The following is a 16,557-nucleotide window of genomic DNA, read 5'->3' as shown; positions in this document are numbered from 1 at the left end:
TGTTTTAGTGCCGCCAATAACCTTCTTATAGCGCTGCCCATTGGCAGCGTAAGCAAAGCTAACCGTGGTGCCACCAGCAACAATGTGGGTCGGCTTGTTCATAGCATTGTAGGCAATACTCTTGCCTGCGCCACTAATTAAGTTGCCGTTATTGTCGTAACTAAAATTTGCGCTGCCACCGCCAATAAGTGTCGCGCTAAGTAATGCGTTCGGCCCTGCATTACCGGTATTGCTCTTGCCGCTTACGCCGTAGCTCATACTACGCGCGTAATCACTTTTCTGCGTTAAGTTGCCAGTAGCATCGTAGCTGTACGAAATGGTTCCACCCGAGCTTAAACTACTGCTCGTTAAACGGTGTAAGTCATCGTATGTAAATACCCCATTTATAACACAGTCATCTCGTAGAGTATTTATGCCGCATTTCGGTACTCAAGTGGCGTCATGTCATTGAGTGAATCGTGCGGTCGTTCGTTGTTGTATAGCTCAATCCAGTCTTCGGTTATTTGCTTCACTTCGTTCAGGTTGTTGAAGATGTAGCAATCGAGTACATCATCACGATAAGTTCGGTTAAATCGTTCAATGTAGGCGTTTTGATATGGGCAACCGGGTTTAATGTAATCAATCATAATGTCATGTGCTTTTGCCCAATTTACAAACACTTCCGAGGTGAATTCGCTGCCATTATCAACCCGAATTTTCTCAGGGTAACCATGCCACTCAGCAAGTTGGTCAAGATAGCGTATGACGCGCAACGACGGCATGCTGGTCGCAATATCGATACCTAAAACTTCGCGATTAAAGTCATCAATGACATTAAATGTGCGAGACGAATAAGAAAACGCAACCGATGGTGTCATATTATTTCGTCCTGGCGGCAACGTTATTGGCAATTGATATGTTGCAGCACCACCAGATACACCGGGCTCACCCAACACCGCTCCCACCTCTGGATCAGCGACAAGCCATGCACTACACCATCGTATGCATCGGCAACAAGCCCACCTGATTGTGCCCAGGGCGCGATCAACTTTGGGGATATCTCAATTGGCTGAGTTGGTTCACAGTTTGAAGATGATTCTGATGTTCCCGACATGACAACCGGATCATTGCAATCCTCGGCTGTCTGCGCAAACGCTGAAAACGAAATAATGAACAGAAATACGAGTACGAACGCGCGCAAAAGCGGGGTACTTCCTTGTTGAGTTTGCATGAACGTCCGTGCTTTTATTGATTTGTTATAAAGCGTTTATAACAATTTGATAAATAAAAGCAACAAGATTTTTAGCCTTTGCTGTGTTCACAAATAAAAAGGGAGATGCCGAAACACCTCCCCTTTTCTGACTGTCTACATTGATGTCTACAATTGCGTCTACACCAATATCAACTAATTGTTTTTAAATGGATTTTATGATGCAACCGAAATTACATCATGCCGCCCATTCCGCCCATGCCACCCATATCTGGTGCAGCTGGTTCGTCTTTTGGAATTTCAGCAACCATAGCTTCAGTGGTAATCATCAATGCTGCCACTGATGCTGCAAATTGCAGTGCTGAACGCGTTACTTTGGTTGGATCCAAAATACCCATTTCTAGCATGTCGCCATAGGTATCGTTGCCTGCGTTGTAGCCATAGTTGCCTTCACCGTTTTTCACGTTGTTCGCGACTACTGATGCTTCGGCGCCAGCGTTCGTTGAGATTTGACGCAATGGTGCTTCCATAGCGCGCAATGCCAACTTGATACCGACGTTTTGGTCTTCGTTGTCGCCACGTAAGTCAGCTAATTTACTAGCTGCGCGAACCAAGGCAACACCACCACCAGGTACCACACCTTCTTCAACCGCCGCACGAGTTGCATGCAGGGCATCTTCAACGCGCGCTTTCTTCTCTTTCATTTCCATTTCAGTGGCTGCGCCCACTTTGATTACCGCAACACCGCCAGCTAATTTAGCTAAGCGCTCTTGCAGTTTTTCGCGGTCGTAGTCTGAAGTGGTTTCTTCAATTTGCTGGCGAATTTGGCTAACGCGACCTTCAATGGCTGCTGCATCGCCGCTACCATCAACAATGGTGGTGTTATCTTTGTTGATCACCACGCGTTTCGCAGTACCTAAGTCTTCTAGCTGCGCTTTTTCTAGCTCCATGCCAATCTCTTCTGAAATGACATTACCACCAGTTAATACAGCGATATCTTGCAACATGGCTTTACGACGGTCACCAAAACCAGGAGCTTTTACGGCTGCAACTTTTACGATACCGCGCATGTTGTTCACAACCAAAGTTGCTAAGGCTTCGCCTTCAACATCTTCCGCGATGATCAATAATGGCTTGCCTGATTTCGCAACACCTTCAAGTACCGGCAGTAATTCGCGAATGTTTGAGATTTTCTTATCAACCAACAAGATGAACGGGCTGTCTAATTCAACTGAGCCGTTTTCTTGATTGTTGATGAAGTATGGCGATAAGTAGCCGCGGTCAAACTGCATACCTTCAACCACTTCAAGCTCGTCTTGTAACGCTTGGCCTTCTTCAACGGTAATTACACCTTCTTGACCCACTTTGTCCATCGCTTGGGCAATGATTTCGCCAATAGTGGCGTCAGAGTTTGCTGAAATGGTACCAACTTGCGCAATCGCTTTTGAGTTGTTGCACGGCTGAGACAATTCTTTCAGCTCAGCAACAGCAGCGATAACTGCTTTATCAATACCACGTTTGAGGTCCATTGGGTTCATGCCCGCAGCAACTGCTTTTAGGCCTTCGTTAACGATAGCCTGCGCTAAAACGGTTGCAGTGGTGGTACCGTCACCCGCTTCATCGTTTGCTTTAGACGCGACTTCTTTTACCATTTGTGCGCCCATGTTCTCGAACTTGTCTTCAAGCTCGATTTCTTTGGCCACTGAAACACCGTCTTTGGTGATTAGTGGCGCGCCAAATGATTTTTCTAAAACAACGTTACGGCCTTTCGGGCCCAAAGTAACTTTCACTGCGTCAGCAAGAACGTTCACACCTTTAAGCATGCGCTGACGTGCATTGTTACCAAATTTTACTTCTTTAGCTGTCATGTTCGTTTCTCCTTAACCTTCGATGATCGCAAGAATGTCAGACTCACTCATGATCAGGTATTCTTCACCGTCGATCTTCTGAGTTTTCACACCGTAGCTTTCGTTGAATAGCACCGTGTCGCCCACTTTTACGTCTAACGCTTTCACGTCACCATTGTCCAAAATGCGACCATTGCCTACGGCAACAACCTCACCGCGAGTTGATTTTTCTGCTGCTGAACCAGTCAGCACAATACCACCGGCAGATTTGGTTTCTGCTTCCGAGCGCTTGATGATCACACGATCATGTAAAGGACGAAGTTTCATCGTTGATAACTCCTAAACCTAAGGTTGTGGTTAATAACACTGCCCCAGTGATGAGCCGGAGCTGTTAAAAAATGTATGTGCCCCTGTTTATGGGGGAGAAAAAATTGATATCAAGGTTTTCTGATAAATTTTTTTTGTTTTCGTATACTGAGCAAAACGTTACCAAGGTGAGCTTATGCAAACTGAATTTCGCTTAGTTCTTTGTAGCTGTCCGGACAAACACGTAGCAAAAGCAATTGCTGACAAAGTGTTGCGCGCACGACTGGCCGCTTGCGTGAATATCTCCGCTGCCAGTACGTCAATGTACTGGTGGGACGATCACATTCACGCTGAAGAAGAAGTGGTTATGCAAATAAAGACGACACAGCAAGCTGTCACCGCGTTATTTGATCTGATTCAAGCCGCGCATCCGTACGATGTGCCAGAATTAATTGCTTTGCCCATAACCGAAGGTTCGCGCGATTACCTAGCGTGGCTAGAACAGGTAACCAAACCATGATCAATAAGCTGTACCCTCTTCGTTATTTAATGGCGTATACCGTACTCTTTTTCGCGACATTGCTGTGTAGTACGCCGTCAGCACATGCTGTGCAAAGCCAATTTGAACTTCCCCAAAATGATGTGTTTGCGCAGCAGAACCAATTTCTGCCAGTGGACGAAGCGTTCAAATTTGAGTTTCAGCAAAAAGGCAATGAACTTACTTTGATGTGGGACATTGCTGACAGCTATTATATGTACCAGCATCGGTTTCAGGTTAAATCTGCGGTAAAGCTGGCCGAACAGCCAGAACTTCCGTCCGGCGAAGCGCACTTTGATGAATTTTTCGGCGAAACGACCGTCTATCGCGATTCGGTTCAAATTACCTACACGCTGCATTCAGCCACAACTGATCAAGAGTTTGTTATTTCGTATCAAGGCTGTGCCGATGCAGGCTTATGTTACCCGCCGACTGAAAAAACTGTCTATTTAACCGCTGTTCAGGGTGAAGGCGGTGAAGCAATTGACTTCGCCCAAGTGGCCGAAAATAGCCAGCAAAATACCTCCAGTTTTTTTGACACCATTAGTGAAAAGCCACTGTGGTTGGTGTTATTAATGTTTGTTGTACTTGGTATTGGTTTGGCCTTTACCCCGTGTGTGTTGCCTATGTATCCGATTATTTCGGCTATTATTATGGGTCAATCGAACAACGCCACCAAGCAACTGAGCACCCGCCGTGCCTTTACCCTCAGCCTAGCTTATGTACAAGGCATGGCCATAACCTATTCGCTACTGGGTATTGTGGTTGCTTTGGCGGGGCTACGCTATCAAGCCATGTTGCAACACCCGGTCATACTCATCACCTTAGCCGTTGTTTTTGTCGTGCTTTCATTAAGTATGTTTGGCGTATACACCCTGCAGCTGCCGCAGCGCTGGCAGAACTACTTTAACCAGTTAAGCCAATCACAGCGCGGTGGCGCGCATTCAAGCGTCTTTGTTATGGGTGCCGTTTCTGGGTTAATCGCTTCGCCTTGCACCACCGCACCATTATCAGGTGTTTTGTTATTCATTGCGCAGTCTGGCGACATTAGTATTGGCGGCGCCGTTTTATACGCGCTTAGTGTGGGCATGGGCCTACCTTTATTAGTGTTTGGCGTTACCGGTGGTAAATTGCTGCCAAAAGCCGGCGCGTGGATGAACACCATTAAGCGCCTTTTCGGCGTGGTATTGCTGGGCGTTGCGCTGGTGTTAGTGGAACGGCTTATTCCTTACGTTGTAGCCGACTGGTTGTGGGTGATATATATCGCTGCCAGCGTTGTCTATTTGGCCGCAAACGACTTGCGTGAATTATCAACCAAAGCGGCTGCGCGATTCACCGCCGCATGGATTGCCATCGGTGCTGTATTGATCGTCAGTTGGTGGCCGCAGCCACACCATAGTCTGCCATTTGAACAGGTTTCGAGTGTTGCAGAAATTGAGCAGGCGCTGCAACGTGCCGAACGCAATAACCAGCTGGTCATGCTTGACCTGTATGCCGATTGGTGTGTTGCCTGTAAAGACTTTGAGCGCAAAACCTTTGCCGACGAAACGGTACAGGCGGCAACCTCAGACATGCTGCTGCTACAAGCCGACGTGACGTTGAATTCACCTGAAAATAACGCAATTTTGCAGCGGTTTCAGGTTCTCGGCTTACCAAGTATTGTTTTCTTCGCGCAACAACAAGAGATAAGTCGCTCGCGTGTCACTGGGTTTATGCCGCCCGAAACTTTTACTGAACACATTAATGCGTTAAAAACACGTTAAAACTTGCTGCGATCGGCGGTGATAAGACCAGTATTTTGCTGCTTATCTGCATTTTTTCTCTATAATGCTGAAATAACGGTTGAACTAGAGGCCTATACTGGCCTCTAATATCAATACAATAACGTTCGCAGCAGATAGCAGCATTATGACGACAAATAACCAGAAAAAACACAGAGTTCTCTTGCTTAACGGGCCTAACCTGAATTTGCTAGGCACCCGTGAACCCGATGTGTATGGTCATGCCACGCTTGACCAAATTGAACATCACCTGCGTGAACAAGCCGAAGCCATAGGCATTACTTTGGATTGTCGTCAATCAAATGCCGAGCACCAACTTATTGATTGGGTGCACGAGGCACGTACAACTCACGTTGACTTCATTCTCATTAATCCGGGCGCATACACCCATACAAGTATTGCGTTACGCGACGCTTTGGCCGGTGTAGCTATTCCGTTTATTGAAATTCATCTTTCCAATATTCACGCTCGCGAAGCATTTCGCCAGCATTCCTATTTAGCAGATATCGCAACTGGTGTTATTTGTGGTTTTGGCGCGCAGGGCTACGACTTTGCGTTGCAAGCAGCCAAACAGCAACTTTCACAGTCATAACTTTCTAGACATTTATTGGGGTTAAAACAGGCATGGATATTCGTAAAATTAAAAAGCTTATTGAACTCGTCGAAGAGTCAGGCATTGCCGAATTAGAAATTACCGAAGGTGAAGAGTCAGTACGTATTCACCGCGGCGGCAGCCAAAGCGCGCCAATGCATTATCAATTACCGCCACAGCAGTATGCCCACGCACCAGCGCCGGCACCCGCAGCGCCAGCCGGTGCTCCAGCTGAAGCACCGGCGGCACCAGAATTTTCTGGTCACGTGGTTAAATCACCGATGGTGGGTACCTTCTATGCAGCTCCAGCTCCGGGCGCCGCTGATTTTGTGACCGTTGGCCAACAAGTTAAAGCAGGTGAAACCCTGTGTATTGTTGAAGCCATGAAGATGATGAACCAAATTGAAGCCGACAAAGGCGGCGTGGTGAAGCAAATTCTTGTTGAGAACGGCGAGCCGGTAGAGTTCGACCAGCCTCTGTTTGTCATCGAATAAGTATATCGATACAGGACATTGTCATGTTAGATAAGGTAGTGATAGCAAACCGAGGCGAGATTGCGTTGCGCGTACTGCGCGCATGTAAAGAACTCGGTATTAAAACTGTGGCGGTGCACTCAACCGTTGATCGTAACTTAAAGCACGTTTTACTAGCCGATGAGTCTATCTGTATTGGTAACGCGCCAGCCACTGACAGTTACTTAAACATTCCGCGCATAATTAGTGCTGCGGAAATCACTGACGCGGCCGCAATTCATCCAGGCTATGGCTTTTTAGCTGAGAACGCTGATTTTGCTGAGCAAGTTGAAAATTCCGGCTTTATTTTTGTCGGCCCTACGGCAGATGTTATTCGCTTAATGGGCGATAAAGTATCGGCCATTGAAGCCATGAAAAAAGCCGGTGTTCCTTGTGTGCCAGGTTCTGGCGGCCCATTAGGTGACGACGACGCAACCAACAAGAAAATCGCCAAGCGTATTGGTTACCCGGTTATTGTGAAAGCGGCCGGTGGCGGCGGTGGCCGTGGCATGCGCGTGGTGCGCAAAGAAGACGAATTAGTGCGCGCTATTAGCACCACGAAAGCTGAAGCCGGTGCTGCGTTCGGTAATGACATGGTTTATATGGAGAAATTCCTAGAAAACCCACGTCACATTGAAATTCAGGTACTCGCTGATGGCCAAGGTAACGCGGTTTACTTAGGTGAGCGTGATTGCTCCATGCAGCGTCGCCATCAAAAGGTGGTAGAAGAAGCGCCAGCACCTGGTATTACGCCTGAAATGCGTAAGTTTATCGGTGAACGCTGTGCGAAAGCATGTATTGAAATTGGTTATCGCGGCGCGGGTACTTTTGAGTTCTTGTACGAAAACGGTGAGTTTTATTTCATTGAAATGAACACCCGTATTCAGGTGGAGCACCCAGTGACCGAAATGGTAACCGGTATCGACCTAATTAAAGAGCAGCTGCGCATTGCTGCGGGTCGTCAGTTATCTATTTCACAAGAAGATATCGTGATTCGCGGGCATGCGGTTGAGTGCCGTATTAACGCGGAAGATCCGAACACGTTCGTCCCTTCACCGGGCTTAATTAGTCGCTTTCATCCACCAGGTGGCTTAGGCGTTCGTTGGGACTCACATGTGTATGCGGACTATAAAGTACCGCCTAACTATGACTCGATGATTGGTAAGCTCATTACTTACGGTGAAAACCGCGATGTGGCCATTGCCCGCATGCGCAATGCCCTGAGTGAGCTGATTATTGAAGGCATCAAAACCAATGTGCCGTTGCAGAAAGACATCATGGCTGATGAAAACTTCCAGCACGGCGGTACCAACATTCATTATCTTGAGAAGAAACTTGGCATGGGTGGTCACTAACCCCTATGCCTTGGATTCAACTAACTATTTCTGCGCCTGAAAAGCATGCCCCACTTATTGGGGACATGCTTGAAGGCAATGGTGCTATGGCCGTCACCTACCGTGACGCCCAAGATAATCCGATATTTGAACCCCCTATTGGCGAATTGGTGTATTGGCAAGAAACCTTAGTTACCGGTTTATTTCCAGCCCAAACCAATATGCAGCCCATTATTGCTAACTTGCAAAAGTCGAGTTACTTCAAAAACGGCCTACAGTACAAAACCGACCAACTTGAAGATAAAGACTGGGAACGCGAGTGGATGGATAACTTTCATCCAATTCAATTTGGCAAGCGGTTGTGGGTTTGCCCTAGTTGGCGCGATATTCCAGACCCAAGCGCCGTCAATATTATGCTAGACCCTGGCATGGCCTTTGGTACCGGCACTCACCCGACAACGGCGTTGTGTCTAGGCTGGCTTGACGGTCAAGACTTGTCCGCTAAAACAGTGGTCGACTTTGGTTGTGGTTCGGGCATTCTTGCTATTGGTGCTTTACTGCTGGGCGCCAAGCGCGCAGTAGGCGTTGATATTGATAAACAAGCCCTAATTGCCAGTAAAGAAAACGCCGAACGCAACGGTGTTGCCGAGCAACTCGAAGTTTATTTGCCAGCAAATCAGCCGTTACTCAAAGCCGATGTGGTGGTCGCAAATATTCTTGCTGGGCCGCTACAAGAGCTTGCGAGCGTGATTAGCGATTATGTCGCTGATGATGGCGAATTAGTGATGTCGGGCATTCTTGAGCGGCAAATTGAAGACGTACAAGCAGCCTATGCTGAACACTTTGATTTTAGCCCTGCGCAAATCAAAGAAGGCTGGGTGATGCTACACGCGAAGCGTAAACGGTAATATTCGCGCGATTTGTCAAGAGCAAAAAGTGCAAAAAAGGCGGCTTTTGTACAAATTACAGCCTTTTCTTTAGCCGCCAAATTCCCTAAAATTTCCCACCCTTGAGTTGCACAGTTTTTAACCGATGCGGATCGGCACTTATCAATTAGACAATCCGGTAATACTCGCGCCTATGGCTGGAGTCACCGACCTTCCCTTTCGACGCTTATGTCGTGAGTTGGGGGCTGGGCTTACCGTGTCCGAAATGCTTTCGAGCAATCCGCAGGTGTGGGACACCAAAAAGTCGCGGGACCGAATGGCCCACGCTGACGAACCTGGTATTCGAGCCGTGCAAATCGCTGGAGCAGAGCCTGAGTTAATGGCGGCAGCAGCTCGGCACAATGTCGAGAATGGCGCTCAGATCATTGACATCAACATGGGCTGCCCAGCTAAGAAGGTGAATAAGAAGCTTGCAGGTTCTGCATTACTGCAATACCCCGACCTTGTTGAAGAAATTATCAAGGCCGTGGTCAACGCAGTTGATGTACCTGTAACGCTAAAATTTCGCACAGGGTGGAACCCAGATAACCGCAACGGTGTTGATATTGCTAAGCTTGCCGAGCAACTTGGTATTCAGTCATTGGCGGTTCATGGCCGAACTCGCGCTTGTATGTACAAAGGTGACGCAGAATACGACACCATTCGTGCAATTAAAGCCGCTGTGCGAATTCCTGTGGTGGCCAATGGTGATATTACGTCGCCAGAAAAAGCCAAACAGGTTCTCGATTACACGGGTGCCGATGCCATTATGATTGGCCGAGGTGCCCAAGGTAATCCGTGGCTGTTTCGCGAAATTGCGCATTATTTGGCAACGGGCGAACAGCTTGCTCCACCGAGCATCGATGAAGTTCGTGAAGTGGTTTTGCGCCATGTCGCAAACCTGCATACGCATTACGGCGAATTCAGTGGAGTAAGGATTGCCAGAAAACATGTGGGTTGGTATTTGCAACAACAGCAACCTGCATCAGCATTTCGGAGAGAGTTTGTTGGTATAGAACATGCCGACGAGCAAATTGAAGCTCTCACGAAGTTTTTTGCAACAGTAAACTAGAAGAGATAGAGCGCACCTATGTTTGATCAAAACGCAAATCGTGACCCGATTTCTCCATTTACCACTTTAGGTAATAACGCCCAACCGAAGCCATTGCGTGACTCGGTGAAGCAAGCAATGAACTCGTTCTTAAAGCAACTTGACGGGCAAGACCCAGAAGAGCTTTACGAATTGGTTTTGGCAGAGCTTGAAGCTCCGTTGTTGGAAGAGGTCATGACCTACACGCGTGGTAATCAAACCCGCGCCGCGACGATGCTCGGCATCAACCGCGGTACCTTGCGTAAGAAGCTGAAAAAATACGGCATGAATTAATTGCCCCTAAAAAAGAGCGCCCTGTGTGCTCTTTTTTTCTTTGTAGACATCAAAAAGGTAGAGCACCATGCAACATCGTCCTATTCAACGCGCCCTTTTAAGTGTTTCTGACAAAACTGGAATTGTCGCCTTTGCACAAGCGCTCGTGCAGCGCGGCGTAACTATTCTTTCCACCGGCGGTACCGCCAAATTACTACGTGAACATCAACTGCCGGTTACCGATGTGTCAGAGCACACCGGGCAAAATGAGATCATGGACGGTCGGGTCAAAACACTACACCCGAAAATTCACGGCGGTATTTTAGGCCGTCGCGACCAAGACCAAGCGGTTATGAATGAGCAAGACATTGCACCGATTGATCTCGTCGCGGTGAATCTATACCCCTTTGCACAAACCGTAGCAGACCCTAACTGTAGCCACGAAGACGCGGTTGAAAATATCGACATTGGCGGCCCTACCATGGTGCGTGCGGCCGCAAAAAATCATCGCGATGTCACCATTGTGGTTAACGCGAGTGACTATGACGCGGTGATTGCTGAAATGGACGCTAACGAAAATAGCTTAACCTTTGCGTCTCGTTTTGACTTAGCAATTAAAGCCTTTGAGCACACGGCACAGTACGACGGCATGATTGCCAATTACTTCGGCGCTCGTTTACCGCAGCAAAACAGCAAGTTTCCGCGCACATTTAACGCGCAGTTTGTGAAGAAACAAGACTTACGCTACGGCGAAAATAGCCACCAAAGTGCCGCCTTCTATGTTGAAGCACAGCCAGCGGAAGCATCTGTAGCCACTGCCAAACAACTACAGGGCAAAGAACTGTCGTTCAATAATATTGCTGATACCGATGCAGCCCTTGAGTGTGTGAAGTCATTTGACCAACCGGCCTGTGTCATTGTTAAGCACGCAAACCCATGTGGTGTGGCTGTAGCTGATACTGCGCTCGAAGCCTACAACCGTGCATTTAAAACCGACCCGACTTCGGCCTTTGGCGGCATTATTGCCTTCAACCGCGAACTTGATGCCGCAACCGCAAAAGCCATTGTTGAACGTCAGTTCGTTGAGGTGATCATTGCCCCAGTAGTCAGTAGCGAAGCGCGTGACATTGTCGCTGGAAAAGCAAATGTGCGTTTGCTTGAGTGCGGAACTTGGGAAGCCAAGCGCCCAGCCGCCTATGACTTTAAGCGAGTTAACGGTGGGCTACTGGTGCAAGACAGCGACCATGGTGAAATTACGCTCGACGACTTAAAAATAGTTAGCGAAGTGCAGCCCACAGCTGAACAGCTGAATGATTTGATGTTCTGCTGGAAAGTCGCAAAATTCGTGAAATCAAACGCGATTGTGTATGCCAAAGACGGCATGACTATTGGTGTTGGCGCAGGGCAAATGAGCCGCGTGTACAGCGCCAAAATTGCTGGCATTAAAGCCGCCGACGAGAGCCTTGAAGTGGCCGGTTCAGTCATGGCTTCAGACGCGTTTTTCCCATTCCGCGATGGTATTGATGCGGCAGCGGCTGCCGGTATTAAGGCGATTATTCAGCCGGGTGGTTCCATTCGTGACGAAGAAATCATCGCTGCAGCTAATGAGCATGGCATTGCCATGGTCTTTACCGGCATGCGTCATTTCCGTCATTAATTGAACAGCGTAAACGACGGATTATTTGCCCAATAGCAAACCACGGTTTAGGATGAGTGAACTTTAACAACGTTAGGAGCACGGCAATGACCTTAAAAAGCGGTATGTTGACATCTCTAGTTGTATCCTTGACTGTGGTTGGCCTTTGGGGATGTTCAAATGATCAATCTCCCCAATCGGTTGAAGCGACAGACTCGTTAGCGACGGTAGTCGCCAGTACTGATCGTAGTGACGCGAATCGCGCGCGTGACGACTATCGTCATCCTTTGGAAACCCTGCAGTTTTTCGGCATTACCCCTGACATGACAGTGGTTGAAATTTCCCCAGGCGGTGGTTGGTACACTGAAATTTTAGCGCCGTACTTAAAGCAGCAAGGCACACTTTATGCGGCTCACTTTCCTAGCGAAACAAACAGCGAGTTTTATCAACGTTCGCGTGCTCGGTTTGTTGAGCGCGTGGCAACGGACGCTAACTTTTCTAAAGTCATTGTCACCGAATTTTCGCCTGCTGGTACAAAATTAATCGCTCCCGCAAACAGTACAGATTTAGTTTTAACCTTCCGTAACCTTCATAATTGGTACATGGGCGGTAGCGATGAAGCCGTGCAACAAGCGTTTCGACAGTTTTATGATGCCTTGAAGCCTGGTGGGGTGTTAGGTGTGGTTGATCATCGCTTACCGGAAACGCGCCCAGATGCGGACATGGAAAATACCGGTTACATGAAAGAAAGCTACGCCATTGCCATGGCTGAAGCTGTTGGTTTTGAGCTAGCAGAACGAAGCGAAATTAACGCAAACCCGAACGATAACGCAGACCACCCACGCGGCGTTTGGACATTACCACCAACTCTGCGGCTTGGTGACGAAAATCGCGATGACTACTTAGCCATTGGTGAGAGTGATCGGTTTACCCTTAAATTTGTGAAACCTAAAAATTAACGAGAGAGTTCATGAACGTATTGGTGATTGGCGGCGGCGGCCGTGAGCATGCCTTGGCATGGAAAGCGGCACAAGCCGAGAATGTAAATACCGTATTTGTTGCACCTGGTAATGCCGGCACTGCACTTGAACCGAATATAAAAAATGTGCCCATAGCCGCTGACGACGTCAACGGCTTATTGGCATTTGCGCAGCAAAACCATATTGACCTAACTATCGTGGGCCCTGAAGCGCCATTGGTATTGGGCGTGGTTGATGTATTTCGCGCAGCTGACTTAGCGATTTTTGGTCCAACACAAGGCGCAGCGCAATTGGAAGGGTCAAAAGCCTTTAGCAAAGACTTCTTGGCTCGTCATAACATTCCTACAGCTGCCTACGGTACCTTCACTGACGTTCAGCAAGCGAAAGCTTACGTTGAGCAGCATGGCACGCCTATTGTGATCAAAGCTGACGGATTAGCTGCGGGCAAAGGCGTCATTATTGCGCAAAATCAAGACGAAGCTTTTGCCGCCATTGACGACATGCTTGCCGGTAATCGCTTTGGTGAGGCCGGTAGCCGCGTTGTTATTGAAGAGTTTTTAGTGGGTGAAGAAGCCAGTTTTATAGTTATGGTTGATGGCAAGACTGCATTGCCGTTTGCATCGAGCCAAGATCATAAAGCCCGCGATAACGGCGACAAAGGTCCAAATACCGGTGGCATGGGTGCGTATTCGCCCGCCCCTGTGGTAACCCCAGACGTTCATGACTGGGTTATGCAAAACGTTATTCAGCCAACCGTTGAAGGCATGGCTGCAGAGGGGCATCCGTATACTGGCTTTTTATATGCGGGCTTAATGATAGCGCCTGACGGTACCGCCAAGGTACTGGAATACAACTGCCGCTTTGGTGACCCAGAAACACAACCTATCATGCTGCGCTTACAGTCAAATTTGGTGGAATTGTGTCAAGCAGCGTGTGCTGGTCAACTGTCTGGTCGTGATATTGCCTTTGATCCGCGTGCTAGCGTGGGTGTAGTGATGGCCGCCGGCGGCTACCCAGATAACTACGGCAAAGGCGCGGTCATTGAGGGCATTACTGAAGCCGAGGCAGAAGGTACCAAAGTGTTCCACGCGGGCACCGCATTAAACGATAATAATCAATTGGTAACCGCTGGTGGCCGCGTACTTTGCGTGACCGCATTAGGTGATACCGTGACCCAAGCACAGCAAACCGCTTACGCAGGCGTGAGCAAAGTGTCATGGGATAATGTCTACTATCGCACTGATATTGCCCATCGTGCTATTCGCCGCGAGCAAGCAAGTTAACTGGGCACTATCTGTCACAGTAATTTAATAAAACCTAACTAGAATCTGTAGTTCAAATTCGCTTCTAGTTAGGTTTTTTATGCAGTGCGCTCAAGCTGTAGAGGTTGGTCTTCAATTTTCCGACTTACAAGCTCATTTCCAGCCAATTGTTAATCTTCATCAAAGCGCCATTATTGGCTATGAATCACTCATTCGTGGACCAAGCGAACATCCCCTTGCCATGCCCCGCGAATTATTCGCCTATGCCGAGCGCATTGGGCAATCAAACGAACTTGAAATAGCTTGTCGCCGCGCTGCGTTACAAAGCTATGCTCGCTTTACCCACGAAGGGCTACTGTTTATAAATGCTAACCCCAATACACTTTATGACCCTAGTTTCCCGCGGGGAATGACGATAAGAGAAGCCGAGCTCGCCGGATTTCCGCCATCACAAATTGTTATCGAGCTGTCTGAACAGTTTCCGTTAAATAATATCAATAAACTGAAAAACGTAATCACGCAGTATCGTAAACAAGGCTTTAAAATTGCCCTAGATGACTTGGGCTCAGCCTATGCTGGACTCACAATTTGGGCTGAACTGATGCCTGACTTTGTGAAAATTGATCGGTACTTTATTCAAGAAATACACTTGTCGCCAATTAAGCGCGAGTTTGTCCGTAGTATTATTACAACGGCGCGTGCCCTTGGCGCGGAAGTTATTGCCGAGGGCATTGAAACAGAGTTTGAATTACGCGAACTGCAGCGATTAGGCGTGACCTTAGCTCAAGGATATTTTATTGGCTACCCTGCACCTACGCTGCAACTGCAAGTGAGCCAACGTGTACACCAAGTGATTGATAGTTTTCGGCAGGCGCGCAAAGATATTATTGCTGCATTGGTTGAACAAGTACCGACCGTAAGCCCCGATATGCCAAGCCTGAAAGTGCTGGATTACTTTATCAATAACAAAGAAATTATGTCGTTACCTGTTATTGAACATGGCAATGTATTGGGTGGTGTACGCCGCGAGCAACTGCTGGAAACGTTTAGCAGTTCATTTGGGCGGTCGTTGTATGGCAATAAGCCCATTGGCAAACTGATGGAAACCAACCCACTGGTGGTTGATTGCCATACGCCTTTGGAGCTGGTGAGCGAACTAGTTACTGAAGACTCTGCAGTAGAAGTGCATCGACAAATCTTGGTCACCGAAAACGGTATTTACCAAGGCATTGTGTCCGTTAGAAGTATACTTAAAACGATTACTGATTTGCGTTTACAAAGTGCTCGCCATGCAAATCCGTTAACCTTACTGCCTGGTAACGTACCTATTCATCAAGAAATTGAAAGCTACTTACAAAGCTACCCAAGCTTTTATGTTGCCTACTTTGATTTAAATAACTTCAAGCCCTACAACGACTATTATGGTTACGGTAATGGCGACCGGGTTTTACAGTGGTTAGGTCAAATTCTAAGCCAACTTGCGCAAGTAGATAACATTTTTGTTGGCCACGTTGGTGGTGATGACTTTGTCGCGTTATTTACCGAAAAACACCCGTGGCGTGAGTTCTGTGAACAAGTTATTCATCTTTTCGACAACGGTGTGGCCGACTTTTATCATGACAACGATAGGCTTGCTGGGGGGATTCAAGCGCAAGACCGCAACGGTGATATGCAGTTTTTTTGCTTGCTCGGGTTAGCTATAGGAGTGGTAAACATTGATTCGGCAACTTGTGTGTCTCACCAAGATGTCGCTGCACTGGCGTCAGCAGCAAAAGCGCTGGCGAAAACGAAGTCCACCAGCACTGTGCATTTGCTTAGCTAGTCTTCAACCACCAAGTCGTCATCATCGCCACCACCGCTAATTTCGAAAGCGTCGTCAGTGTAGCGGCTACGGCCGTACATGCTGCCTACTTTCGGGCGATTAATACGTGCTTGATATTTTGACCATGCTTTTTCAATTGGCGACTCTGCGGCTTTTTCACCTCGAGCAACAGAGAGCAATGATTGCTCTTCGGCTGACTCTGGCTCTAACTCGCCGCTCATCAAAGCTGCAATCAAGCTGCCATGTTTCGCAATTAAGTCACTTTCGCGAATAGAAAAATCACCCGAACGAGCGAACCCGTATGGATAGTTTTTGAAGTCGTTAAACGGCTTCTTGATAATTTGATCACGGTTCATTGTTGCCATTGTGTGCCCATCCTCCAGACCAACAACTACAGGTAAACGGTAACGCCTCTATGCGTCACTGACGATATAGAGGCGAAACTAAAGTTTGTCAACAAATATTCGCG

Annotated in this window: 17 protein-coding genes and 1 pseudogene; 12 read left to right on the top strand and 6 right to left on the bottom strand. The window is 47.9% G+C overall.

Annotated elements, in window-relative coordinates:
* From BM334_RS12850 to BM334_RS09805, 5 genes and pseudogenes are all read right to left on the bottom strand, one after another.
* A pseudogene (locus tag BM334_RS12850) lies at positions 1–258 on the bottom strand (hypothetical protein); the annotation flags it as partial.
* A gap of 152 nt (positions 259–410) precedes the next feature.
* Positions 411–857 (bottom strand): integrase core domain-containing protein, encoded by a 447-nt coding sequence (locus tag BM334_RS09815; RefSeq protein WP_126801834.1) that lies wholly within the window; start codon positions 855–857, stop codon positions 411–413.
* Between the two features lie 23 nt (positions 858–880).
* Positions 881–1,210 (bottom strand): hypothetical protein, encoded by a 330-nt coding sequence (locus BM334_RS12640; RefSeq protein WP_126801833.1) that lies wholly within the window; start codon positions 1,208–1,210, stop codon positions 881–883.
* A 212-nt stretch (positions 1,211–1,422) separates the two neighbouring features.
* Positions 1,423–3,057, bottom strand: a complete 1,635-nt coding sequence (groL, locus tag BM334_RS09810; protein ID WP_092841252.1) for a chaperonin GroEL — start codon at positions 3,055–3,057, stop codon at positions 1,423–1,425.
* A 12-nt stretch (positions 3,058–3,069) separates the two neighbouring features.
* Positions 3,070–3,363 carry a co-chaperone GroES gene (locus BM334_RS09805; protein WP_092841250.1) on the bottom strand — a complete coding sequence of 98 codons (294 nt, stop codon included), beginning with the start codon at positions 3,361–3,363 and terminating at the stop codon, positions 3,070–3,072.
* A gap of 175 nt (positions 3,364–3,538) precedes the next feature.
* Between BM334_RS09805 and cutA the strand changes: the two genes are divergently transcribed.
* The 12 genes from cutA to BM334_RS09745 all read left to right on the top strand — a co-directional run bounded on the left by cutA (position 3,539) and on the right by BM334_RS09745 (position 16,088).
* Positions 3,539–3,862, top strand: a complete 324-nt coding sequence (gene cutA / locus BM334_RS09800) for a divalent-cation tolerance protein CutA (RefSeq protein ID WP_092841247.1) — start codon at positions 3,539–3,541, stop codon at positions 3,860–3,862.
* On the top strand, positions 3,859–5,643 hold the full coding sequence (locus BM334_RS09795) for a protein-disulfide reductase DsbD (RefSeq protein WP_241970933.1): 1,785 nt from the start codon (positions 3,859–3,861) through the stop codon (positions 5,641–5,643). The genes cutA and BM334_RS09795 overlap by 4 nt, the downstream gene beginning before the upstream one ends.
* Positions 5,644–5,788: 145 nt before the next feature.
* The gene (gene aroQ / locus BM334_RS09790; RefSeq protein WP_092841245.1) at positions 5,789–6,253 is read left to right on the top strand and encodes a type II 3-dehydroquinate dehydratase; all 465 of its coding nucleotides are present in this window, start codon (positions 5,789–5,791) and stop codon (positions 6,251–6,253) included.
* 32 nt (positions 6,254–6,285) lie between these two features.
* Complete coding sequence (accB, locus tag BM334_RS09785; RefSeq protein ID WP_092841244.1) at positions 6,286–6,747, top strand: acetyl-CoA carboxylase biotin carboxyl carrier protein; 462 nt, start codon at positions 6,286–6,288, stop codon at positions 6,745–6,747.
* Positions 6,748–6,770: 23 nt separating this feature from the next.
* The gene (gene accC, locus BM334_RS09780; protein WP_092841242.1) at positions 6,771–8,120 is read left to right on the top strand and encodes an acetyl-CoA carboxylase biotin carboxylase subunit; all 1,350 of its coding nucleotides are present in this window, start codon (positions 6,771–6,773) and stop codon (positions 8,118–8,120) included.
* Between the two features lie 5 nt (positions 8,121–8,125).
* Positions 8,126–9,007, top strand: coding sequence for a 50S ribosomal protein L11 methyltransferase (gene prmA / locus BM334_RS09775; RefSeq protein WP_092841240.1), 882 nt, complete (start codon positions 8,126–8,128; stop codon positions 9,005–9,007).
* A gap of 124 nt (positions 9,008–9,131) precedes the next feature.
* Entirely contained in the window at positions 9,132–10,097 is a 966-nt protein-coding gene (gene dusB, locus BM334_RS09770) for a tRNA dihydrouridine synthase DusB (protein WP_092841238.1), read from the top strand.
* Between the two features lie 18 nt (positions 10,098–10,115).
* Positions 10,116–10,409, top strand: coding sequence for a DNA-binding transcriptional regulator Fis (gene fis, locus BM334_RS09765; RefSeq protein WP_055438870.1), 294 nt, complete (start codon positions 10,116–10,118; stop codon positions 10,407–10,409).
* Positions 10,410–10,476: 67 nt separating this feature from the next.
* Positions 10,477–12,045: a bifunctional phosphoribosylaminoimidazolecarboxamide formyltransferase/IMP cyclohydrolase gene (gene purH / locus BM334_RS09760; protein ID WP_092841236.1), complete on the top strand. Its 1,569-nt coding sequence runs from the start codon at positions 10,477–10,479 to the stop codon at positions 12,043–12,045.
* Between the two features lie 86 nt (positions 12,046–12,131).
* Positions 12,132–12,983 (top strand): class I SAM-dependent methyltransferase, encoded by an 852-nt coding sequence (locus tag BM334_RS09755; RefSeq protein ID WP_092841234.1) that lies wholly within the window; start codon positions 12,132–12,134, stop codon positions 12,981–12,983.
* Positions 12,984–12,994: 11 nt separating this feature from the next.
* Positions 12,995–14,287, top strand: a complete 1,293-nt coding sequence (gene purD, locus BM334_RS09750; RefSeq protein WP_092841232.1) for a phosphoribosylamine--glycine ligase — start codon at positions 12,995–12,997, stop codon at positions 14,285–14,287.
* Positions 14,288–14,366: 79 nt separating this feature from the next.
* Positions 14,367–16,088, top strand: coding sequence for a GGDEF domain-containing protein (locus tag BM334_RS09745; protein ID WP_092841230.1), 1,722 nt, complete (start codon positions 14,367–14,369; stop codon positions 16,086–16,088).
* On the opposite strand, the gene BM334_RS09740 is transcribed toward BM334_RS09745, so the two are convergent.
* Entirely contained in the window at positions 16,085–16,453 is a 369-nt protein-coding gene (locus BM334_RS09740; protein WP_055438874.1) for a MaoP family protein, read from the bottom strand. The two genes, BM334_RS09745 and BM334_RS09740, sit on opposite strands and share 4 nt — an antisense overlap.
* Between the last annotated feature and the right edge of the window lie 104 nt (positions 16,454–16,557).

Origin of the sequence: Pseudidiomarina donghaiensis (genome assembly GCF_900116895.1) — a bacterium.
Lineage (GTDB): Bacteria > Pseudomonadota > Gammaproteobacteria > Enterobacterales > Alteromonadaceae > Pseudidiomarina > Pseudidiomarina donghaiensis.
Note: the sequence above shows the minus strand (reverse complement) of the source record. Positions and strands in the feature narration are given on the sequence as shown.